The sequence below is a fragment of the Phyllobacterium sp. NPDC097923 genome, from assembly GCF_044760925.1.
GTDB classification, from domain to species: Bacteria; Pseudomonadota; Alphaproteobacteria; order Rhizobiales; family Rhizobiaceae; genus Phyllobacterium; species Phyllobacterium calauticae.
On record NZ_JBIWBL010000004.1, the window covers coordinates 396,755 to 417,599 of the forward strand.

General features: G+C 57.5%; 24 protein-coding genes and 2 pseudogenes. 4 read left to right on the forward strand and 22 right to left on the reverse strand.

What is annotated here, in order from left to right; genetic code table 11:
- Window positions 1-8 precede the first annotated feature (8 nt).
- On the reverse strand, window positions 9-1,022 hold the full coding sequence (locus ACIQWS_RS20245) for an agmatine/peptidylarginine deiminase (RefSeq protein ID WP_403183560.1): 1,014 nt from the start codon (window positions 1,020-1,022) through the stop codon (window positions 9-11).
- Window positions 1,023-1,147: 125 nt separating this feature from the next.
- Here ACIQWS_RS20245 and ACIQWS_RS20250 point away from each other — a divergent pair, with 125 nt between their 5' ends.
- Window positions 1,148-2,047, forward strand: coding sequence for a LysR substrate-binding domain-containing protein (locus ACIQWS_RS20250; protein WP_403183562.1), 900 nt, complete (start codon window positions 1,148-1,150; stop codon window positions 2,045-2,047).
- Here the strand turns inward: ACIQWS_RS20250 and aguB are convergent.
- The 7 genes from aguB to ACIQWS_RS20285 all read right to left on the reverse strand — a co-directional run bounded on the left by aguB (window position 2,044) and on the right by ACIQWS_RS20285 (window position 9,633).
- Window positions 2,044-2,919, reverse strand: coding sequence for an N-carbamoylputrescine amidase (aguB, locus tag ACIQWS_RS20255; RefSeq protein ID WP_403183564.1), 876 nt, complete (start codon window positions 2,917-2,919; stop codon window positions 2,044-2,046). The two genes, ACIQWS_RS20250 and aguB, sit on opposite strands and share 4 nt — an antisense overlap.
- Window positions 2,920-2,937: 18 nt before the next feature.
- Window positions 2,938-4,434 carry an aminotransferase gene (locus ACIQWS_RS20260; RefSeq protein ID WP_403183569.1) on the reverse strand — a complete coding sequence of 499 codons (1,497 nt, stop codon included), beginning with the start codon at window positions 4,432-4,434 and terminating at the stop codon, window positions 2,938-2,940.
- Complete coding sequence (locus ACIQWS_RS20265) at window positions 4,377-5,441, reverse strand: extracellular solute-binding protein (RefSeq protein WP_403183572.1); 1,065 nt, start codon at window positions 5,439-5,441, stop codon at window positions 4,377-4,379. The genes ACIQWS_RS20260 and ACIQWS_RS20265 overlap by 58 nt, the downstream gene beginning before the upstream one ends.
- On the reverse strand, window positions 5,438-6,238 hold the full coding sequence (locus ACIQWS_RS20270) for an ABC transporter permease (protein WP_403183575.1): 801 nt from the start codon (window positions 6,236-6,238) through the stop codon (window positions 5,438-5,440). The genes ACIQWS_RS20265 and ACIQWS_RS20270 overlap by 4 nt, the downstream gene beginning before the upstream one ends.
- Before the next feature lie 4 nt (window positions 6,239-6,242).
- A complete protein-coding gene (locus tag ACIQWS_RS20275; RefSeq protein WP_403183579.1) occupies window positions 6,243-7,166 on the reverse strand; it encodes an ABC transporter permease in 924 nt (307 codons plus the stop codon).
- Entirely contained in the window at window positions 7,163-8,341 is a 1,179-nt protein-coding gene (locus ACIQWS_RS20280; protein ID WP_403183581.1) for an ABC transporter ATP-binding protein, read from the reverse strand. The genes ACIQWS_RS20275 and ACIQWS_RS20280 overlap by 4 nt, the downstream gene beginning before the upstream one ends.
- Before the next feature lie 236 nt (window positions 8,342-8,577).
- Window positions 8,578-9,633: an agmatine/peptidylarginine deiminase gene (locus tag ACIQWS_RS20285; protein ID WP_403183584.1), complete on the reverse strand. Its 1,056-nt coding sequence runs from the start codon at window positions 9,631-9,633 to the stop codon at window positions 8,578-8,580.
- A gap of 656 nt (window positions 9,634-10,289) precedes the next feature.
- Between ACIQWS_RS20285 and ACIQWS_RS20290 the strand changes: the two genes are divergently transcribed.
- On the forward strand, window positions 10,290-10,997 hold the full coding sequence (locus tag ACIQWS_RS20290) for a hypothetical protein (RefSeq protein WP_403183587.1): 708 nt from the start codon (window positions 10,290-10,292) through the stop codon (window positions 10,995-10,997).
- A 196-nt stretch (window positions 10,998-11,193) separates the two neighbouring features.
- On the opposite strand, the gene arr is transcribed toward ACIQWS_RS20290, so the two are convergent.
- From arr to ACIQWS_RS20305, 3 genes are all read right to left on the reverse strand, one after another.
- A complete protein-coding gene (gene arr / locus ACIQWS_RS20295; RefSeq protein ID WP_403183591.1) occupies window positions 11,194-11,616 on the reverse strand; it encodes an NAD(+)--rifampin ADP-ribosyltransferase in 423 nt (140 codons plus the stop codon).
- Window positions 11,617-11,890: 274 nt separating this feature from the next.
- Complete coding sequence (locus ACIQWS_RS20300; RefSeq protein WP_403183594.1) at window positions 11,891-12,370, reverse strand: SRPBCC family protein; 480 nt, start codon at window positions 12,368-12,370, stop codon at window positions 11,891-11,893.
- Complete coding sequence (locus tag ACIQWS_RS20305) at window positions 12,354-12,710, reverse strand: ArsR/SmtB family transcription factor (protein WP_403183597.1); 357 nt, start codon at window positions 12,708-12,710, stop codon at window positions 12,354-12,356. The genes ACIQWS_RS20300 and ACIQWS_RS20305 overlap by 17 nt, the downstream gene beginning before the upstream one ends.
- 148 nt (window positions 12,711-12,858) lie before the next feature.
- Between ACIQWS_RS20305 and ACIQWS_RS20310 the strand changes: the two genes are divergently transcribed.
- Complete coding sequence (locus tag ACIQWS_RS20310; protein WP_403183600.1) at window positions 12,859-13,500, forward strand: dihydrofolate reductase family protein; 642 nt, start codon at window positions 12,859-12,861, stop codon at window positions 13,498-13,500.
- Between the two features lie 104 nt (window positions 13,501-13,604).
- Here the strand turns inward: ACIQWS_RS20310 and ACIQWS_RS20315 are convergent, their stop codons facing one another.
- The 5 genes and pseudogenes from ACIQWS_RS20315 to ACIQWS_RS20335 form a co-directional block, all read right to left on the reverse strand.
- Window positions 13,605-13,814, reverse strand: a complete 210-nt coding sequence (locus ACIQWS_RS20315; RefSeq protein ID WP_403183707.1) for a HipA domain-containing protein — start codon at window positions 13,812-13,814, stop codon at window positions 13,605-13,607.
- Between the two features lie 258 nt (window positions 13,815-14,072).
- Complete coding sequence (locus tag ACIQWS_RS20320) at window positions 14,073-14,945, reverse strand: arylamine N-acetyltransferase (RefSeq protein WP_403183603.1); 873 nt, start codon at window positions 14,943-14,945, stop codon at window positions 14,073-14,075.
- Window positions 14,942-16,279, reverse strand: a complete 1,338-nt coding sequence (locus ACIQWS_RS20325) for a glycosyltransferase (RefSeq protein WP_403183606.1) — start codon at window positions 16,277-16,279, stop codon at window positions 14,942-14,944. The genes ACIQWS_RS20320 and ACIQWS_RS20325 overlap by 4 nt, the downstream gene beginning before the upstream one ends.
- 30 nt (window positions 16,280-16,309) lie before the next feature.
- Window positions 16,310-16,906, reverse strand: coding sequence for a TetR/AcrR family transcriptional regulator (locus ACIQWS_RS20330; protein WP_403183609.1), 597 nt, complete (start codon window positions 16,904-16,906; stop codon window positions 16,310-16,312).
- Between the two features lie 157 nt (window positions 16,907-17,063).
- Window positions 17,064-17,312: pseudogene (locus tag ACIQWS_RS20335) on the reverse strand (ISKra4 family transposase); the annotation flags it as partial.
- Window positions 17,313-17,381: 69 nt separating this feature from the next.
- Between ACIQWS_RS20335 and ACIQWS_RS20340 the strand changes: the two are divergent.
- Window positions 17,382-18,080, forward strand: a complete 699-nt coding sequence (locus ACIQWS_RS20340) for an IS6 family transposase (RefSeq protein WP_403183612.1) — start codon at window positions 17,382-17,384, stop codon at window positions 18,078-18,080.
- Between the two features lie 144 nt (window positions 18,081-18,224).
- Here ACIQWS_RS20340 and fliQ read toward each other — a convergent pair.
- The 6 genes and pseudogenes from fliQ to ACIQWS_RS20370 form a co-directional block, all read right to left on the reverse strand.
- Window positions 18,225-18,318, reverse strand: a pseudogene (gene fliQ, locus ACIQWS_RS20345) (flagellar export apparatus protein FliQ); the annotation flags it as partial.
- 16 nt (window positions 18,319-18,334) lie between these two features.
- Window positions 18,335-18,733 (reverse strand): flagellar hook assembly protein FlgD, encoded by a 399-nt coding sequence (flgD, locus tag ACIQWS_RS20350; RefSeq protein WP_403183614.1) that lies wholly within the window; start codon window positions 18,731-18,733, stop codon window positions 18,335-18,337.
- Window positions 18,730-19,170 carry a flagellar biosynthesis repressor FlbT gene (flbT, locus tag ACIQWS_RS20355; protein ID WP_392082874.1) on the reverse strand — a complete coding sequence of 147 codons (441 nt, stop codon included), beginning with the start codon at window positions 19,168-19,170 and terminating at the stop codon, window positions 18,730-18,732. Before flbT ends, flgD begins: the two co-directional genes overlap by 4 nt.
- Before the next feature lie 5 nt (window positions 19,171-19,175).
- Window positions 19,176-19,520 (reverse strand): flagellar biosynthesis regulator FlaF, encoded by a 345-nt coding sequence (gene flaF / locus ACIQWS_RS20360; RefSeq protein ID WP_392082872.1) that lies wholly within the window; start codon window positions 19,518-19,520, stop codon window positions 19,176-19,178.
- 51 nt (window positions 19,521-19,571) lie between these two features.
- Window positions 19,572-20,621, reverse strand: coding sequence for a flagellar hook-associated family protein (locus ACIQWS_RS20365; protein ID WP_403183621.1), 1,050 nt, complete (start codon window positions 20,619-20,621; stop codon window positions 19,572-19,574).
- 2 nt (window positions 20,622-20,623) lie between these two features.
- The coding region (locus tag ACIQWS_RS20370; protein WP_403183624.1) for a flagellar basal body rod C-terminal domain-containing protein at window positions 20,624-20,845 on the reverse strand (222 nt) is incomplete at its 5' end.

Here is a 20,845-nt window from a genome sequence, read left to right on the forward strand (position 1 = left end):
CTACCCCATCACGCCGGTTCCTGCTGCGTGATGCAATGAATGCCTCCGCCACCGATTGCGATCGAATCGATACGTACCTCGCGCACACGCCGTTCCGGAAAAAGCGACCGGAAGATACCACGGACAACCGTGTCCGATGCAACTCCATAAACCGGCATCACGACGCCGCCATTGACCAGGTAGGAATTGACGTAGGACCGGCAGAATTTCGGATGCTGTGATGGAGCCTCGACAGCCTCGGGTACTGTCACGATCCGGATGCGGCGGCCCTTGGCGTCCGTCTGCCCTTCCATGGCGTCGAGATTTTTCCTGATATAATTGTTCCATTCACTTGGTTCCGTACCAGGACTTTCCATCAAAACGACGCCGGGAGCCACGAAAATTGCAATACCATCGACGTGGCCATCCGTTTCGTCTTCCAGCGGATTTCCGGGCAGCCAGATCACCTTGTCCCCGCCCAGCATTTCCATCAGCTCGGTTTCAATCGCGGCTTTGGTCCAGCCCGGATTGCGATTGATGTTCGGAAAACAGGTCTCCGTCGTGATGATTGTGCCTTCTCCATCGACGCTGACGCCGCCGCCTTCGGCAACAAGGTTTGAGGTATAGGACTTCACATCAGCCGTTTCGCAAACGGCAGCCGAAAATGCTGCATCGCCATCATGCGGATGATATTTTCCTCCCCAGGCATTAAACCGAAACTGTGTACCTGCCCGCTGACCGTTAGGATTTGTCAGGAAACACGGCCCGGCGTCACGCGCCCAGCTGTCGTCAATATCAGCCTGAACAATATCAATATCGTCATCGAGCATGACGCGCGCCTCAGCGTAGTCCTGTGGACGAACGGACATTGTCACTGGTTCGAATTCGCGGATGGCATGGGCTACCGCGGCATAGTCGCGTCGGGTGGCCGTGATATCTGTCCAAACCTCGGCACGGCAGGGCCACATCATCCATGTACGTTTGTGTTCGGCCCATTCCGCTGGCATTTTGTAACCGGCTTGGCGTGGCGTTTGGTTGGACATGACATCACCTTTGCATAAAGAATGCTCATATTTTTGATATGGCCAATTCTGGAATAATCCTAGTAAACCAACGAATATCCTGCTATTCAAACTCGAAATTCTCAACTATTTCATGAGTTATTCTCATGCATTCGAATTATCGCAATCTTCCCCTCGGCGCTTTGATTGGCTTTGAAGCAGCAGCCCGGCTTGAGAGCTTTTCGCTGGCTGCGGCAGAACTCAACATGACCCAGTCGGCTGTAAGCCATCAGATAAAAGCGCTTGAAAACCAGCTCGGCCAGCCGCTGTTCCGCAGGATCAATCGTGGGGTTGAACTGACTGACGCAGGGCGCGATCTGCGCGGGACTGCCGCCGCGGCTCTAGAGACTATTCGTCTTGGGGTGCGACGACTGGATTTTTACACAAAGCCCGGCTCGGTCGTGCTCATGATGCCTCATGCCTTTGCGACAGGATGGTACATGCCGCGCGTCCCCGCATTGATGCGCGACTTACCGAATATCGAGCCTTGGCTGGTCACTGCAGACGATGAGCCCGATGTCGCAAATTCGGAGATTGACTTTGCGATAACGCGCGGGCGTGGCTCCTGGGACGGGCTTGTCGCTGTCCGACTCTTTGGCGACCGGTTGCACCCCATGTGCGCGCCGGAATTGCGGCGACGTCTGCCGGAGACCATTACCCCGCGCGTGCTGCAGGACGTTCCCCTGCTGCATCACGAGGAAGAGGAAGATTGGCAGAATTGGTTTGCCACAGCAGGCGTTGCACGGCCCAGCTTCGTCAAAGGCCTTAACTTCTCGGACCCCGGCATGGTGCTGGATGCCGCTGCGCGTGGCTTGGGCATATGTCTCGGCAGTATGCGGCTTGCGGGTGAGCGCATTGAGAAAGGCGAACTGGCGGTGCTCGGTGATGGTGTCCCCTCCAGCCGCCCATATTATCTCATCGCGCACCCGCGCAATTTGAAGCGCCCCGGCGTAACCGAATTGTGGGACTGGTTCCTGTCCCAGGCAGACGCTTCTCAAGAGGGTTAGGTCGTACTATGCCCATCCAGCGTGCCGAGTGCAGCATACATCTCCGGCCGACGATCGCGGAAAACACCCCAGGCACGACGATAGGCTTCGATTTCATCCAGATCAAATGCCGCGGTCAGATAGGTCTCGTCGACTTTGTTTGCTTCCGCAACGATCTCTCCGGTGTAGTCGGCAATGAATGAACTTCCGTAAAAGACGGTCGAGGTCTCTCCGTCCGTTTCGGTCGACACCCGGTTGGATGCGATCAATGGCACAATATTGGCGGCTGCATGTCCCTGCATTGTGCGCTGCCAATGCCCCGATGAATCAAGCGCCGCATTCAGCGGCTCACTGCCAATGGCGGTCGGAAACAGGAGCAGTTCCGCACCTTTCAAAACAAGGGAGCGCGCCGTTTCAGGAAACCATTGATCCCAGCAGATGCCGCATCCAATCCGGGCAAACCTGGTCTGAACAGCGCGGTATCCCGTATCACCGGGGCTAAAATAGAACTTCTCGTGATATCCCGGCGCCTGCGGAATATGGGTCTTTCGATAGTTCCACAACACCTCCCCATCGGCATCGATGATTGCCAGTGAGTTGAAATAGACCGTACCGGACCGCTCAAAATAGGAGATGGGCAAAACGACGCCGAGCTGTTTTGCCAGCATCCGGAAATGGGCAACGCCACGGTCGTCCGCCAGCGGGCGTGCCAGATCAAAATGATCCAGCCGCTGTTCCAGGCAAAAATACGGTGTCTGAAAAAGCTCCTGGAGCAAAATGATCTGCGCACCGTCTTCGGCGGCGAGCCGAACAAGATCTTCGGCGCGCTGGATATTGTCATCGATATCGCCGCTGCACGCCATCTGGGTCGCCGCAACCGTCAATTTCCGCATTTGTCTCTCCTTCAACGATTAGCGAGCAGCCATGAAGTCTTTGATTGCATCCATGATGGCGCTGACAATCGTATCGCATTGCACACGGTCTATGATCAGCGGCGGTGATACGATGATGCGGCTGCCAACGGGGCGCACGATCACACCGCGTTCGATGCACCCCGTGAAAATGCGTTCCGCGGCATTTTCAGAAATCGGCAGAGGAACTTTGGTCGCCTTGTCGGCCACGAGATCAATGCCAAGCATCAGTCCCCTGCCGCGCACATCCCCCACAATGTCCAAATCCAGCAGCTTTTTTGCCGCCTGCTGCAGATAAGCGCCGGTGCCGGAAGCATTTTCAAGCAGTCTCTCACGCTCCATGATTTCAATGTTTTTCAGTGCCGCCGCACAGGCAACCGGATGCCCGAAATAGGTAAGTCCCATTGAAAACACCCCGCCCTCGCACTGCGGACGGCTGATGACATCGTAAATTTCGTCAGAAATCAGCGTTGCGCCCAAGGGAATGTAACCGGAGGTAATTCCCTTGGCACTGACGATCATATCAGGCTGGTAGTTATAGACTGAAGCGGAGGCGAACCATTCGCCCAAGCGGCCGAAAGCCGTGACGACCTCGTCGGCAATGTAGAGAACGTCATAACGGGTACAGACCTTGCGCATTGCTGCGTGATACCCGTCGGGAGCAACGAGCACGCCGCCCGCCCCCATGATCGGCTCGGCAATGAATGCAGCAACATTGTTTGGGCCGAGTTGCACGATCCGGTTTTCAAACTCATTGACCAGGAAATCGCAATAGGCGGCGTCCGTCATATCGGTTGGTTTGGCATAAAGATCGGCAGCGGAGATGTGATGAATGAAATCCTCTCCGACCTGATTGAAGCCATACTTCGTACCGTGAATGCCGGTCAGGCTGGCCGCAATGTAGGTACCCCCATGATAACCATTGTTGCGTGAAATGATCTTGCGCTTGAATGGCATGCCCTTCATCGCAAAATAATACTGCGCAATACGCACGGCCATTTCGTTGGCCGTCGAGCCGCCGCAGGAATAATACACATGATTGAGCGAACCCGGCGCCAGTTCGGCCAGTCGTGCGCCGAGCTCGGCAGCGGGTATGTTCGACGATGCTCCAAAAGGATTGTAGTACTGCATGTCCATGATCTGACGCGATACAGCCTCTGCCATTTCCGCGCGCCCGTGGCCGATATTCACGCACCAGAGACCGGCAATCCCGTCGAGAAACTTGCGTCCCTGCGTATCGGTAACGTACATGCCTTGCGCTTTTTCAATGATCTGACTTCCGCTTTCAGCGAAAGTCGAAAAATCGGTGTAGGGATGCAGAACGTGGTCGCGGTCTTTTTCCCACGCGGTCCGCTCGTTGGAGCGTAAGAGGTTGGGTAAGGCGGTCATTTGTTTCTCCAGAAATGCAGGCCAGAAAGTGACCCGTATAGGGGATCGGGTCAGTTCAAGAGTTTGGTCCAGACGCGGTCGTAGAGCTTGGTCGATGCCGGGCTGCAATTCGGTATGAATTCAGGTGCGGCTGCGCCTGCCGGTGGAGCCAGTTCTGGGGCAGTTGCCAATTTTGCATCAACAAACTTTTCGGAGCCCTTGATGCCATTGGAATAGCGGGCGTAATTGGTGACCATCGCCGCATTTTCCGGATCCATCATGAAGTTGATGAATGTCTTGGCATTCTCCAGATTGGGTGCGCCCTTGGGGACAGCCAGATTGTCCATCCAGCCGGAAAACCCTTCCTTGGGATAGATATAAACAAGCGATGGTTTTTCGTCCCTGGCGCGCATGGCGTAACCATTCCAGGCCATCGAAGCGACAGCTTCACCTGAGACCAGTGCTTCTTTGAACTCGGAATTGTAACTTTTCACCCACTGCTTCTGCGTCTCCAGCAATGTAAGCACCTTCTTCATATCTTCCGGATTTTCATTGCAGCGCGGCAAATTGAGATAACGAAGCGCAATGTTAATGACTTCATTGACGTCACGCATCATGTTGATCCTGCCTTTGACCTCAGCAGACGGATTGAACAGGACGCCAAGTGTGCTGATATCGCCCTTGACGAGAGCGCCATCGATCATGAAACTCGTGGTGCCCCACGCCCACGGTGCCGAATAATTACGACCGCTATCCCAGTACACATTCCGCCAGCGTTCTTCGACGTTGACGTAATTGGGCATCGCATTGACATCGATCTTTTCGAGCATCTTTTCGCTGATCATCAGCTGTATGTTGGGATCGCCAGCCACAACCACATCATAGCCGCCAGCGCCCCCGCGAAGCTTGGCCAGCATGGTTTCCATCGAGTCAAAAGTATCGACATGAACCTTGATGTCGAATGCTTTCTCAAATTTTGTCACCAGGTCCGGGGGCGTATATTCGCCATAGGTGTAGAGGAACAGATCTCCCGCGGCGAAAACAGGTGAAGCCCAGGCGATCATCGTGGTCGTGAGTAAAATGGTTTTCAATCTCATAGTATCTGTTCTCCCTTTTGTGATCTTGATGAGTGTCACGAAGTTTTTCCTGCGCGCCCCAAAACGCCTGCGATCATCAAAAGAACGATTGATCCGATCAGCATGAGGGTGGAGATCGCATTGACCTCGGGTGTAATGCCTAGCCGAAGCATGCCGTAGATGTGCACCGGCAATGTCGTTGCACCGGGTCCGGCAACCAGCGCAGTGATGATGAAATCGTCGAGCGAGATAATGAACGCCAAGAGCCAACCGGATATCAATCCGGGGACCAGAAGCGGCAGCGTAATGCGCCAGAATACCCGAATGGGAGAGCCATAGAGGTCGGCAGCAGCGGCACTGAGACTAGGATCCATCCCCTCAAGCCGCGCGCGGATCGGCAGATAGGCAAAGGGAATACAGAAGACGATATGAGCCAGGAGGATCGTACCGAAACCCAGACTGATACCGAGCGACACGAAGAACACAAGCGAAGCGACAGCCGTCACGATCTCGGGCACCATGAGCGGAAAGGTTAGTGTGGCATAGGCGAGAGCCTCGCCTTTGAACCTGTTGTTGACGGTCGCCAGCGCGGCACCAAGCGCGAGCACTGAAGACACCGATGCAGCGATTGTGGCGATTGTCAGCGAATTGATTGCCGCTGCCTTGATGCCGCTATTGCCAAAGACCGTACTGTACCAGCGGAATGAGAAACCGCTCCACTGGCTTACAGATCGCCCGTCATTGAAGGAGTAGGCGCAAAGAAACAGGATCGGCAAATAGAGAAAAAGCACACCGGCGACTGCGATGGAACCAAAACCGGAGAAAGCACGGATGTCCTTCATACGAGCGTTTGCCATCGGCCTAGTACCCCACATTCTTGCGCGCTGCACGACGAGCCATCCAGATCAGGACGATCAACGTTACGGTGAGCAGGATCATTGAGAGCGCAGCTCCGAACGGCCAGTTATGAGCACCCTGAAATTGCGTTCCGATGAGATTGCCGATCATCAGCGTCTTGCCGCCGCCCAGAATATCGGGGGCGAGATAGGACCCGATGGACGGGATGAAGACCAGCAGACTTCCGGCGATCAGACCTGGTCGCATCACCGGCAACACGATCTTGAAAAATGCGACACGGCGCGAGGCGTAGAGATCATACGCCGCTTCCAGCAACCGGAAATCAAAGCGTTCGAAAGCCGAATAGAGCGGCAGGACCATGAAGGGTAGAAAGCTATAAACAAGCCCCAGACCAATGGCGAAGTTGTTGTAACTAAGCGGCAGAGGCCCTTGGACAAAACCGGTCATCATGATGAGCTTGTTGACCGGACCATCATCGCGCAAAATGAACAGCAGCGCGATAGTGCGGATCAAAAGGTTCACCCAATAGGGGACGGTGATCAGGAAAATCCATATCGACTTTGAGCGCTCCGATCGCGTGGCAATGAAATAGGCCATTGGCACGCTGATCATCAGGCAGAGGACGGTGCAGATGGCAGCCTGAAATACGGAGCGCCACAGGATCAGCACATAGTCGGCCGAAAATTGAAGACTCCCGTCGAGGAAATCCCGCTCGAACAAAATCTGCAGATACCCCTCGGTCGAAAAACTCCAGACCACGCCGCCATAACGTTCCGGTTGCAGAAACGAATAGACAAATACAATCGCGACGGGCGCAATCATGAAAACCGCAATCACGCCGATGGCGGGAAACAGCAGACCCACGAAGGCCCAGCGCTTTGACAGACGATAGGAAGTGGAAGCTCGCAGACCAGCATGTGCCGTCATGATACCAGCACCCTTGCGGCATTGGGTTCGAATTCCAGCTGCACCGTGTCCCCGGGTGCAAAATCCTGAAGCCCGCGAAGGCCCCCACGCGGGGAACGTACGGTGAAGGTGTAGCCACCTGCCCTCAGATGGTACTCGACCGCATTACCAAGATAGGTTCGATCGAACACAGTCGCAGGTCCCAGTCTGCACTGTCCGTTTGACCTCGAAAGAGCGATGCGTTCCGGACGCACGGACAGCGTCACCTGTTGCCCCCTGCTCAAATGATCGGTCGAGTTCACAAGCACCGATCCAAGACCTGCCAGTTCGAATTCCGCCACGCCGCCGTCAACGCGGGTGACCGTGGCGGCAAGCAAATTGGACTCACCGATGAAATCAGCCACAAAGCGGCTTTGTGGCTGTTCATAAATTTCCTCTGGTGTCCCGACCTGTTGCAGGTGCCCTTCGCTCAGCACCGCCACCCGATCGCTCATCGCGAGCGCTTCTTCCTGATCATGGGTGACGAAAATGAATGTGATCCCCGTTTCACGCTGAAGCGCCTTAAGCTCGAGGCGCATCTTTTGCCGCAACTTCAAGTCAAGCGCAGAGAGCGGTTCATCCAGCAGCAGCAGCTTGGGCTGAGGAGCCAGCGCACGGGCCAGTGCCACCCGCTGGCGCTGCCCACCGGAAAGATGGTCTGGCTTGCGGTCCGCGCAATCGCTCATGTGAACAAGAGCAAGCATCCTCTCGACAGTCCGGTCGATCTCGGATCGTGTTCTTCCGAGCATTTCCAGACCAAAGGCAATATTGCGGCGCACGGTCATATGCGGAAACAGGGCATATTGCTGGAAAACCGTATTGACGGGGCGCGCCTCCGGCGGCAGGTGACTTACATCCTGGCCGAAGATCCGGCACACCCCGTCCGTCATGGTTTCGAATCCGCCAAGAATACGCAAGAGCGTCGTTTTTCCGCATCCGGACGGGCCTAGCAGCGTGAAAAATTCATTGGCATGAATTGCCAGATTGATATTTTCCAGCGCCTGGAAAGCCTGTGGTGTCGACGGGTTATAGATCTTCTTGAGGTTTACCACCTCAGCAGCAACCATTGTTGCATCCACACCGCTACTGATTTGAGCGACAGTTGCCAGCACATCGGATCGCAGCGCGATATCGGGACGGAAAGCGGTCATTGCCATCAAAAATATACCTCCTCGCAAAGACGCCGTTCCCATTTTTATTTTGGCGTTTTGGAAAGTATGCGTCCGCTCTGCCAGTAACGTGAGTCACCCGATTGGGGTATAACGCGTCAAGTTGAGGCGAGAGGTAATGTCAACGAAATGGATCCCGGTGGCCATTTCGCAGGAACGGGCACCGGGATTTGCATCAGGCTAAAAGGATTGAAGCAGCGTGATGATGCTTTCAGTCTATCCCATTAAGCAGGCTGCTGCTGGGTCGTGCAGTGGATGCCGCCACCGCCGGCGGCGATCGCATCGATGTTGAGCTGCACGATCTCGCGTCCCGGCAGGACATCCCGCAACGCGTCACGGCAGAAACGGTCAGCCTTCGCATCGCCGAATTCAGGAGCGATGACAGCGCCGTTGCACAGGTAGAAGTTGATATAGCCCGCTGCGAATTCCTTGTTCTCGAACTGCGGCCGCACGCTGCCGGGGCCGGGAATGACGACCACCTGCAATTTCTGCCCAGAGCTGTCGGTCGCTTCCTTGAGCAGTTCAAGATGCCGCTTGGTCACCGCGTGATCATAGGACGTCGGATCAGTGTCAAGGCCGGCCACGACGACGCCCGGGCTGACGAAACGGGCGTAAAAATCCGTATGGCCATCGGTGATGTCCTTGCCCTTGATACCCGGCAGCCAGATGATCTTCTTCAGTCCGAGAAGGCGTCCCAGTTCCTCCTCACACTGTTCCCTGCTCACGCCGGGATTGCGGTTCTTGTTCAAAACGCAGCTCTCGGTGATGATTGCCGTGCCCGTGCCATCGACTTCGATGCCGCCGCCTTCCAGCACCAGCCTGGTGCGCAGTGTCTCCACCTTTGTCTTGCCGGTGACAAATTCCGCAACTTCCGCGTCGCCGCCGTGTTCCTGCTTGTTGCCCCAGCCGTTGAAGTTGAAGTTGACCCCGGCCAGCTGGCCGGCGCTGTTCTTGACGAACACCGGCCCGGTGTCGCGCATCCACAGATCGTCGATTTCGTGCACGAACAATGTCACCGCATCGCCGCACAGGCGCTCGGCCGTCTCCCGGTCTTCCGCCCGCACAAGCATGTTCACCGGTTCGTGCGCGGAGATGGCCTTGGCGATCACCGCAAGGTTGTTCTGTGCGCCGCGTTGGAGTTTCTTGCCCCATACGTCTTCACTGGGGCCAAACGCCATCCACGTCGCCGTGTGCCGATCGCCCTCGTCGGGCATGTGCCAGGTGTTGTCGGCGGCAAATGCCATGGTTGCGCCTCTGCCGATGACGCTGGAAACAACCATGCCGGATGTTGCTTGAAGGATGTTGCGGCGCGTTATCATAATTACCCTCGATTCAAGTAAAGTAGAAATTGCGATGAATCGGAATTTGTCCGATTAAATTGTTTACCGATGCTGGCATCACCGAAGTGGCGGACGGTCAATGATAACTGAGCTGGAGCTGTTCTCATCTCGTCCCGCGGTATCTCTCAACACGCTTCCCCAGCCATGACTGTACATGTCATCCGTCGCATCCAGGAAAGAGCGATCGAAATTGGAGACCGCGTTGTTTCAAGACAACTTACATGTAGCACCTCGTGAACCATACGGCGCAATATATGGAGCAACTAGTATCTATATTAGTACCCCGAATTGGGTACTGCTCCGTTGTTTCATTCTAGGATTGGCAGCTAGAATTCCGGATCGAGGTGTACGGACCTGGCACAAAAGAAGCGTCGCAAGGGTTGTCGATAACGTTCGTTTGTAAATGCCGATAAAAAGCCCGTTCTGTCTTGCCTATGTACGTGCTGAACAGAGTGAAAGCGCCAAACGGACGAACAACGTGACTTTGTCTTCGTAGCCGCACAGACGTTCCAAATTCATCATCTGCAAGGTATCATTCGGAGGCGCTTTGGGGCGGCGTTTGCAAACGCCTAAGCGAGAACGCAGGATGTCGGTCGATGACGAGCCACGAAATTCACAGGGCTTCTGATATGGGTGCGACCGCTCGACCTGGAACCACCGGCCTGCGACAATTCCTTGATCTTGAGCAGCAGCGCGATTGGATAGAGGGCAAGATCGACTTGCCGGACACGGGCGACCGCTTGGAGTCCCTGGAACAGCGCTTCAAATATGTGGCTCGATTTGAGAAGCTGCTTGGTCGTCCGCAAGCAGGGGAAGTCCTCGAGATTCTCGGGCTGTACGGTCCAAATTGCATTCCGATCCCGCGCAAGACCGAGCGCTCCTACTGGTCTGTTTCCTGCCTGCCGTCGACCTCGGACAAGCCGCTCGTCCGCGTCAATGCGAGCTGGATGGAACTTTTTACGCTCTATGCCCAGGACGAAGACATCCGCGCCAGATTCATCGTGCATCTTTCGGATTTCACGACGGATCGTTCAGCCACGCCGAGCCGAGTGGACAAACCCTTGCTCGAGCAAAGTGTCGCGGCGCCAGAGCACGTCAGTTATTTCTTCCCGCGTGGTACCGACATTTTCGGCATCAATGTGCGCGGCTCTGTCTCGATCCGCAAATTCCTCACGAGCCGCCGTATGGTGGGCGCCATTCGGACGTTCAACCTGACGCACATGAACCGGGGGCGGAACGCCTATCAGGCGAGCCATTGCTACAGCGTAGCGGATTACATGCAGGCAGATCGAGTGGTTCTTTAATGCGCGCCATGTTGGCGAACTCGCTGGCGCCATTGCGGCCTCTTTGCGCCGCCAAGACGGCCGTTAAACCAGGTTACGACATTTCCTCAAAGCTGCAGTTCTGCGTACGGGATCTGGCGGTCCAGTTCGGAGTGGAAAGCTGATCGTCTCCTTTGATTCGACCGCGTCATGAGCACACGATGCGCGGCGCCTCGCATCAGTTGATGATTTCGCCTCGTTCGTCTGAGCGCAGCGCGGTCAGTCGCTGTCTCCATACCTGTAGTGCTTCGGGCGTCAATCTTGTCCAATGCGTGATTTCGCCAATGACCTTGAGCGGTGCGCTGCTGCGATACGACCGAGTGGGGTTGCCGGGAAATTTCCTGTCGGTCACGTTCGGATCGTTCTCGAATGTCCCGGTCGGCTCTACGACGTAAACACGCGGGACTGCGCCGCCTTCGGCGAGTTCAGCCGCGATTTCAGCGGCAAGCCCGGCACCGTCCACAATGGCAGTAAAGTAGATATGGTTCATCACCACTTCGGGACGATAGTTCGACCGGTATCCTGCTGTGAGGAAATCACCCGGGCGCAAATCTGCGACTGTGCCGTGAAAGAAGGGGCCCTCGTCCAGCGCTTCGGTCATCGTGATTGTCCTTATCTAGTGAGTCTGCCTGTCGTCAGTGAGCTAAGCGGTGCCAATGTCCGCGATGAGGCCCTAAGCGACGTGGGAGGATTCCGCTCCTCCCGTTTCTGCCTCGCGCCCTCCATGCTGTCGATAGCGGCCGCCCGTACACAGACATCGTGTGGGGCTATCCTGTTCCGTCGAGCTCTATGACTTGCGTGATCAACCGCAGCTCGATCTGAACGCCGCCTCGGCCATCGCCAACTGGCGCGAGCGGCACTGAGCGGCCAAGGGCTCACCCATCCAGCCAGGCCGCGAGGCCGTCCAGTGTCTGCAGTCCGTATTCCACCGCGCCGAAGCCGATGACCACCTGACGCCGCTCGCGGCTGGGATGGAGCTGGCGCATGGTCAGCACTGTCTTGCCATCCGTCTGCTCGTCGAAGGTCACTGTGGCACGGAAACGGTCGGGGTCGTCAGGATCCGGCGTGCCATAATCCATCACGATCCGCTCGTTCGGCACGATCTCCACAAAGCGCATGAGGCTTGGGAAGCGCTGCTGCTCGCCCTCGAATACGCCCACCATGTCGAACCGCCAGACCCCGCCCTCGCGGATATCGGCTTCGTGGGTTTCGATACTGAAGCCGGCCGGACCGTACCATTCGCCAAGTGCCTTGGGGTCCATCCAGGCGGCAAAGACCTTGTCGCGTGGGTGGTTGAGCAGCTTCACCAGCACGATTTCGCGGTCGAGCGACCATGTCTCAAACAGGTTTGCCATGTCCTTCACCCTCCTCTTCCGTTTTATCCAAGTAGACTTCCAGCCGATCCAACCGCTCAGCCCAGCGCCGGCGCTCGGCTTCCATCCAGTCAGCCGCCTCATCGAAGCGCGACTGCACCAGACGGCACCAGCGGCTGCGCCCGCGCTTCTCGCTGACGATCAGTCCGCAATCTTCCAGCACCCTGAGATGCTGGGCGAAGGAGGGCAGCGCCATGTCGAAAGGCTCGGCCAGGGCGCTGACCGGCAACTCGCCCTCGACCAGCCGCGACACCACGGCACGGCGAGTCGGGTCGCTAAGAGCGTGAAAGGCGAGGTCGAGCGGAGTCGAATGATAGGGCATGTGCATCAGTAAAGTGGTCGGGGGCGCCGGTCAAGGATAAAAAGGTACTTGCCTTAGTATCCGACTTCAAATACAAAGGCAAGTACCTTAGTAATAGGCCTTGAGTATTGAGGCAGTTATGGTGCAACCAGACGCAAGGAGGACTCCCGTGGCAGTTCGTGTCGATCTCATTATCTCGCTCGATGGTTTCGCGACAACGACGGACCAGACGCCCGAAGCGCCGTTCGGCGAGGACTGGCCGCGTCTCGTCGGCGCATACACTGCAACGCGAACGTTCCGTAAGCGTGTGCTTAAGGATACCACGGGAGCAGGGACCACAGGTATCGACGACGAATACGCGAAGGACTACTTCGCCAATGTGGGGGCCGAGATTATGGGCGCTGGTATGTTCGGACTCCACAACTTTCCCGACGATCCGAACTGGCATGGCTGGTGGGGCGACGAGCCACCGTTCCGGGTTCCGGTCTTCGTCCTCACCCGCAACACGCGACCCTCCATAGAGATGGCCGGCGGCACCACTTTCCACTTCCTCAAGACCACCCCGGTTGATGCGCTCCAGCAGGCTGTCAGTGCGGCGCGCGGCAAAGATGTGCGGGTTGGCGGTGGTGCGACTGTCGTTCGCGACTTCCTCAAGGCGGGCCTTGTCGATCGTCTTCACGTTGCGATCACTCCGATCTTGCTCGGGCGCGGCATCCGCCTGTGGGACGATCTGCGCGGCCTGGAAGCGGGCTACACAGTCAAGACTGAAACGGCACCGAGTGGCACTATCCACCTCACCTTCCGGCGCTAGCCGTTAGCCTCTGACGTCGGAGAGAGGTGTCATTCAGAAGCATCCGCCGGGGCCAAGGAAAATACTGACGTTTTTAGCGTGAGCATCGGGTGTGTCACTGCCTTTCAAAAGGTTGATGATTTCCGCATTCCAGGGCCGCCGGCGGGCTGATATTTTTTGGTGGGCGGGATCGACAGCGCCTGGCACGTGTCCTCTTGCGGCAGACTGAGCAATCTTCCGTCCTTCGCCCAAATGCGGTCGAAACGTTCTACGATTAGTGTACGACCTTCCTCGAATTCCGCGATGTCGACGGCGCTGCCCTGGCTCAAGTGCACCTGTTTGCGGGCGCGGCGCAGGATGGCGCCGAGTTGTTTTTCTGTTCGTTCATGCCGGCCTCCAATCGCCAATAGACGCGAAAGCGTTTAAAAACCCAGTATACGGGAATGCGTATAAGGACGCAGACGCACACCAATCGTCGCCTACCGCCGGTGTTTGACCCTGAGCTTTGATGGGGCGCCGGTGCATGAATGCAGCTGAAATCGTCAATGGACGCTATTGGTTCTTGTTTCGATCCATGCATCGCCAAACGCCGATCATGCACTTGACGATGACATGGTTGGTTCGTCGCTCTTATCGCGGCCAATCATCTGGATCTTATCCCAGATCTTTGCAGGCGTGGGAACGTCCAGGCTGAAAATCGTTTCGAACGTGTCGGCAAGGTGATCCGCGCTCGTGATACGCTGTTCGCTGACGCCCTCTGCCGTCACGCGGCACAGGCAATCGTTCTTCAGGGCGACATAGCCATCTGCGGTATGCCGCAGGATCGCCAGCGCGTTCGTGAACGGCGAGCCGGGATCCTGCGTCAACCAGCCAAGCGTGGCGGCGATGGCGGCCTCATCGCTGTGATCGGGCCGGAAATCGAAGCTGTGCGCCATGCCGCGCGCATGATTCCTGAAACGCAGCCAGCCGTCGTTCGTCGGCATGATCGAAAAATCGAAGCCGCGCTGGCTGATCGGCCCGACGGCAAGCGGTACGGGCTCGACGATGGCGTCCGCCAAGCCGACCTCGGCGAGGTACGGGCGGTCGAGATCGACACGCAGAGTCAGATGGTTGCCGATGGCGTTGTCGCCCAGCGTTTCACGATTGACGCCGCCGCACAGGCGGGTCACGCGGAATCCGAGTGCGGCGAGCGCCGCGCCGAACAGACCATTCATCTCGTAGCACCAGCCGCCGCGCGTGCCCTCCACCATCTTGACGAAGGCGGCGGCCGGGACGATTGAGGACGGCCATCCCATGAAAGCATCCAGTGCCTCCCAGGTGAAGGCCAAGAGATGGGCGCGGTGAAGTTTCGACAGGCTGGCAACGTCAAGGGAAGCCGGCCGTACGACTCCGATCCTTGCGAGATAGGCGTCCAGTTGGCCGGACGTCAGGATCATTCCACTTTCGCTTGAAGAGGCGTGCGTCATGCTGCGGTTTCCTTTCGACGGACTGGTAGAGTTCTTTGTGAAGACCTCGCTACGAAGTCCTCGATTTCTGCCACGAGACGTGCGGGCCCCGGGCCTTCTTCGACGATGGCACGCCCAAGTGCCAACGCCCGCTCGGCAAAGCTCGGCTCAGAAAGCACGCGCCGCACGGCCTCGCCGAGTATTTGCGCAGGTGCCGAAGGGTCGAGGCGCAGGCCCGCGCCGTGGTAGTCCGCGCGCGCGGCGTTGTCGTTCTGATCGCGCCCCATCGGAAGAACGACGAGTGGGACGCCATGGCGCAGCGATCGCATGATCGTGCCGTGTCCGCCATGGGTGACGACGGCGCGAGCCTTGGTCAGGATATCGTCATGCGCTGCATTGGCAAGAATGGTGACATTCGCCGGCGATTGAAGGCGAAGTCCCTCAAGTGCTTTGCCGAGGGTGACGACCACCTCGACCGGCTCCCCGGCCAGAGCGGATATCACCCGCCGGAGCACGTCGGCCTGCCCCTGATTGGTGGTGCTAAACGATACGAGCACGAGTGGCCGCATCTCGCCCGCTGGCGGGGTCGTCCAGCGTTCGTGCGCCCAGCTCGGCATCTCCAGAAGCGGCCCCACATAGCGCACACGATCCGGCAGGCGCTTGGTGGGGAAATCGAAGCTGGCGCTGGTGGCAAGGAGATGGCGACCAGCGCTCAAGCGCTGCTCGTGGACATGGGCCAGCGGCGCAACGCCGAAATGAGCACGGGCGGCGTTAAGCCCAGGCAGGAAGCCGTCCCATACATGCTCGACCATTGCCGAAACCTCGGCGTCGCGCGCTCTGTCCGCCGCCGACCGGGCAGGCTGAAAGCCCGGACCGAACGGCGGATGTCCGGGGAGAGGCCAGAGCGAGATGTTGCTTGCGAGCAGAGCCGTCGGAACCTTCGCAATTTCGCCTGCGAGCATGCTGCCGAACAGCAGATCTGAGCCGAGAAGCACGTCGGATGGCTCCGTTGCCAGTGCTTCGAGAATATCCTCGGCATAGGATTGCGCTGGTCCGACGAAGATCCGTTCGCACCCTCTTTGGAAGCCGGCAAAGGGATCGGCGGTTTCCCAATCACGCACGAAGCAGCTTTCGGGTGAGCGATCAGGACGGTTCGGCGCGCGCTTCCATCGCAGGAAGCGAGCACCCGCCTCGATCGCCTCCTCACTCATCGTGTCGTCGGCGATGAGACGCACGTCGTGGCCCCGGGCAGCGAGTGCGCGCACGGCCCCGAGTGTCGGCGGCACGTTGCCACCGCCTTCCCAGCAGACTGCCAGGATGCGCAGATGGGCCTCCGCATCTGTCGTCTTCATCATTGCCTTGCTCCCTTCTCGATGAAGACCGGATCAGTTCGTCTTATCCTCACGCAGCAGGCGTTCGATCGCCTGCGTCATGAGCCGGTGTGTCTGCGCGGCCGAATACCCTTGCGCCCGGCGCAGCAGATGCCAGATCCAAACATCGGTCAGGGCCAACAACTGCGCGAGCCGATCCGCGCGGGGCTGGCCGTCGAGCTTGTCGAGCCAGCCCTTGAACATGTCCCCGATCCACTCGCGATGACCTTTGCGTCCGCGATCGAGGACGGCGGCGAACTCGGGAATGCGCGCTTCCTGCCCGAGCGTCCGCACGATTATGTCTCCCGTGCGTTCATAATCGTCCATCAGGAGTGCGACGATGTCCGCCACGCTTTGGGCCGGCATGCTCCAGCGTTGGGCCCGGATCGAGACATCCATCTGCGCCGCCATGGCGCTGAGCACGCCGGTCTTGCCGCCGAACCGCCGTATCACAGTTTGGCGGGTGGTGCCCGCCGCGGCAGCGATGTCGTCGAGAGTGATCTCGTCGAACCAGCATTCTCCGAGGAGCGCGATCAAGGCATCGACGATCTGCTGTTCGGTGTCCTGAACCGCATTGGCGCGCGCCGACTGGCGATAGGCTCGTGGAGACATGGTTGCCGCCCTCAATTTCATGTTACATAGAGTAACTCTAAATTAAAGGAGATGTCAACGGTGGTTGGCAACGCACGCAGTTGCGACGTTGGGTTGTGTGTTTACCGCGATTGCGGGAGGAGCCTCGGCGTGAGGGACCGTATAAAGTTGTGGGGCATCACGCGGCCATTTCGTACTGACGGTTCTGACCAATGCTGTTTGCCATACCCGGATACCATCCCTCGAATGTCGATCTGAGTGATCCGTCCAGCGTTTTTATCCGCGTCTGCAATAATAGATGCGCACCCCGCCTTGTCCATTGCATTTGTTGTTTTTTGGCGAAACGCTTGCTGATAACGGTGTTCACCGTCGCTTCGACAAAAGCAGAGGATATCCTCTCGCCAGCGCGAAAGCGTTCGCCGTAGTGGTTCTGTTGCAAAATTTTGGGTTAATGTTTGTGTGACATTGAAGGTCTGACGGAAGTTCAGAGGTTCAGATGTTCAAAGGTCGCCATTTCGATCGCTCGGTGATCCTGCTTTGCGTGCGCTGGTATCTGGCTTATGGGCTGAGCCAGCGAAATGTGAAGGAGATGATGGCAGAGCGCGGCATCAGTGTTGATCATTCCACCATCCACCGCTGGGTTGTCCATTTCTCGCCATGGCTATTGAAACGTTACAACTTGCGCAAGCGTAAGGTCACAGGAAAATGGCACATGGATGAGACCTACATAAAAGTTCGCGGGCAATGGATGTACCTTTACCGCGCCATCGATAGTGCCGGCGACACGGTGGAATTCAGGTTCAGCGAACATCGCGACTTGCTGGCAGCGAAACGGTTCTTCCGACGAGCACTGGAACACCACGGCCGACCGGACCGTGTTGTCATTGACGGTAGCCAAACCAATCATGAGGCGATCGTCTCATGCGACACTACCCATCGCCTTCAAACCAACGCGAAACATTCTATAAAGCCGGTCACAATTCGCCAAAGTCAGTATTTGAAAAATCGGATTGAGCAGGATCACCGAGCGATCAAAAGGCGTGTTCGGCCGATGCTCGGCTTCAAATCCATGGCATCAGCGAGCGTCACTTTATCCGGCATCGAGATGATTCATATGATGCGAAAGCAACAGGCGAGGTTTGCCTTCAATCCCACGCCGTCTATCGCAGAGCAGTTCGAAATCCTCGCTTCATAAAATGCGATCGGTTCAAGCCGACAACCCTTGATGACGTTTGCAACAGAACCTTCGGCAATGGTCTCGGCGGGAAAACGATGACAATGATTGAGCGAGGGGTGAATGTTGGTCATCCTGCACTGTCGTCGAGCAAATTTACCTCAAACTTAACAATACGGCGCCCACGGCCGGGCCGGACGGCGACAATCACCGTCCAGATCGCCTGGTTGACGATGTCGAGCGCATCGGCCTCATTCATGGTCGGCGGCGGGCTGTCAACTGATGACGATGCCGGCGGTGATCGGCAGTGTGGCCCCACCCTTGAGCGTGGCGATCATGCCATCGCTGTAGATCTTCACCGATTCCACCACGCCGGTGACCTTGCCGTCGGCGCTGGTGACGGTCTTGCCGATAATGCCATCCGCCTGGGAAAGCGAGGCGCTGGCAAGAATCTGGTCGAGCTTCTTGTTCATCAGCGTCGCCTGCTCGACATTGGAGAACTGCGCGAGCTGCGCAACGTATTGCGTGCCGTCCATCGGCTTCGTCGGGTCCTGGTTCTTCATCTGCGCAACGAGCAGCTTCAGGAAGGACTGGTAGTCGACGCTTGGCCCGCCGGTCTTGGACGTGTCCGGGGTGTTGCCGGTTGGTGATCCTACGGGAGGTGTGGTGGTCATGCGATTGCCTCCGGCCGGTTTGGCTGATCCGAATGGGTGGGATGAATGGTTTCAAGCTCGCCGGAGAGGATTTGCGCCTCCAGCGGATAGAGCAGCCGTATGGCCTTGAGCGCCTCGAACACCCGATCGTTGCAGACGATCTCGTCGATCAGCTTCAGCTCCTTGAGCATCAGCGGATTTTCGAAGGTGGCCAAAAGGTTTGCCAGCATGCGCTTGAAGGTGATGCTGGCTTCATGCCGGATCAGCGGATTGATCAGCATGATCTGTGCGGCGTAATAGAGCTGGCGCAGCGGCGTCGTCGTCTCGTCCGCCTGCAGGACGTGGCTCTCGAGCAGGAAGTTCACGTCATTGAGAATCTCGAGGGAAACCTTGCGGTCAGCGCAAAGGATAGCACCGTTGATATAGACTTTCTCGCCGGCGCGCGGGGTGATTTTCATGGTGTTCAGATCCTGTCCCGAATGGTTCTGGTGATCTCGATAATGCCATCATAGTCGGTCGACCGGCCCTGGCGGATCTCTTCAAGCTCCTTGAGGATATAGATGCCGATCGAGATCAGCGATGCCCGCAATTGCGGCGGCAGGCCGTTTTCCGGGCTGCCGAGATCTTCGATCACGATCACCCACAGGCGCGAGGTGAAATGCACCGCTTCGATGCCCTTGAAGGAATAGGCGCCCTCGTCGCGCGCTTCCTCCAGCATCATGATCGACTGGTCGAACAGCGAGCGTTCGCGCTCCTTGGCGCTGGCAGCGCCGTCATCCATGATGTCGTTGTATCGGGCCTGGTACATATGTTTTTCCGGTATCGGCGCAGACGGGCACGGCAACCGCGCCCGCTACAGCTATTTCAGGTAGTTGAGCAGGCTCAGGCTCTGCAGCTTGACGGTCAGGGCGTAGGAAGCCTCGATCTGCGTGGAGAGTGCATTCACGCGGTTCGCCGCCTCATAGGGATCGACGGCCTCCAGATTGAGAACGGAGCTGTTGAGCACCTTGATCTGCACGGTCAGGCGATCGGTCGCATCCTTGGTCCGCGCCTGGGCATCACCCAGAAACGCCTGTGCGCCGGTCAGCGAGGTGACGGCCTGGGTCGTCGTGGAGATCGCCTTGTCCATGACCGCATCGAACGCGCCCTGGTTCAAGCCGATATTGCTCAGTTCGGCAACCATGGTGTAGCTCAACGCCATCTGCCGGAACCCGGCATTGTTGGCACTGACCGAGGTCTCGGCCAGCTCCGTCGGCGCGATCCGGCTTTTGATGACGGTGTCTGACGCCGACGACCAGTTGCTGGACCACGAGCCGGCGCTGAACTGGGCGGTCATCGTGGTGTCGAGAAAGGTCTTCATCTGGTCCGCGGTGATGTTCTTCACCTGCGGATCCGTCATGGGAAAGCCGAACTGCGTCTGGAAAGCCGTCTGGATGGCTGCGCGCGCCGGGCTGCCAGCCGCGAAGTAGTCCTTCACCGGTTTTACATCCGTATTCACGCCGGCAAAGACATACTCGCCATTGTAGTTGGTGTTGGCGAGGCCCGACATGGTCTGCAGGCCGCTTTTCGCCTTGTCCAGGGCAACCGAATGACCGTCGGACGAACCGCGCAGCGCGGTCACGGTGCCAAGAAAGTTAGTCGCGCCCTTGACCATATTGCCAAGCGCATTCTGCGATGTCGTCATGCGCTGGCCGATCAGATTGTTCGTCTCGGTCAGAACCGTCAACCGGTCATATTCCTTGCGCAGGGAAATGGACTGGCCCGTCCGGCTGCCAAGGGCAAGACCCGTGTCGGATACAAATCCGGTGGTCGACTCTTCCTTTGCCTTGATCAGGTCGGCCTGCGCCTTGGCCAGGATATTCCGGGTCGAATTGGCCAGCATGTAAGATGAAATCGATTGGGTTTTCATCGTTATTTCACCGCGTTCATGAGTTCGTTCAACATAGCGTCCACGGCGGAGAGAATCCGGGCGGATGCCTGATAGGAATGTTCAAGCTGCAGCATGGATTGCATCTCGACATCGATGTTCACACCCGATGCATTGGAAATTGCATCTTCGGCCCGCGATGCCAGCACACCATTATAGGTATTGGTCTCGGTGACGGATTTGCGCTTGGTTTCGAGCGAACTGAT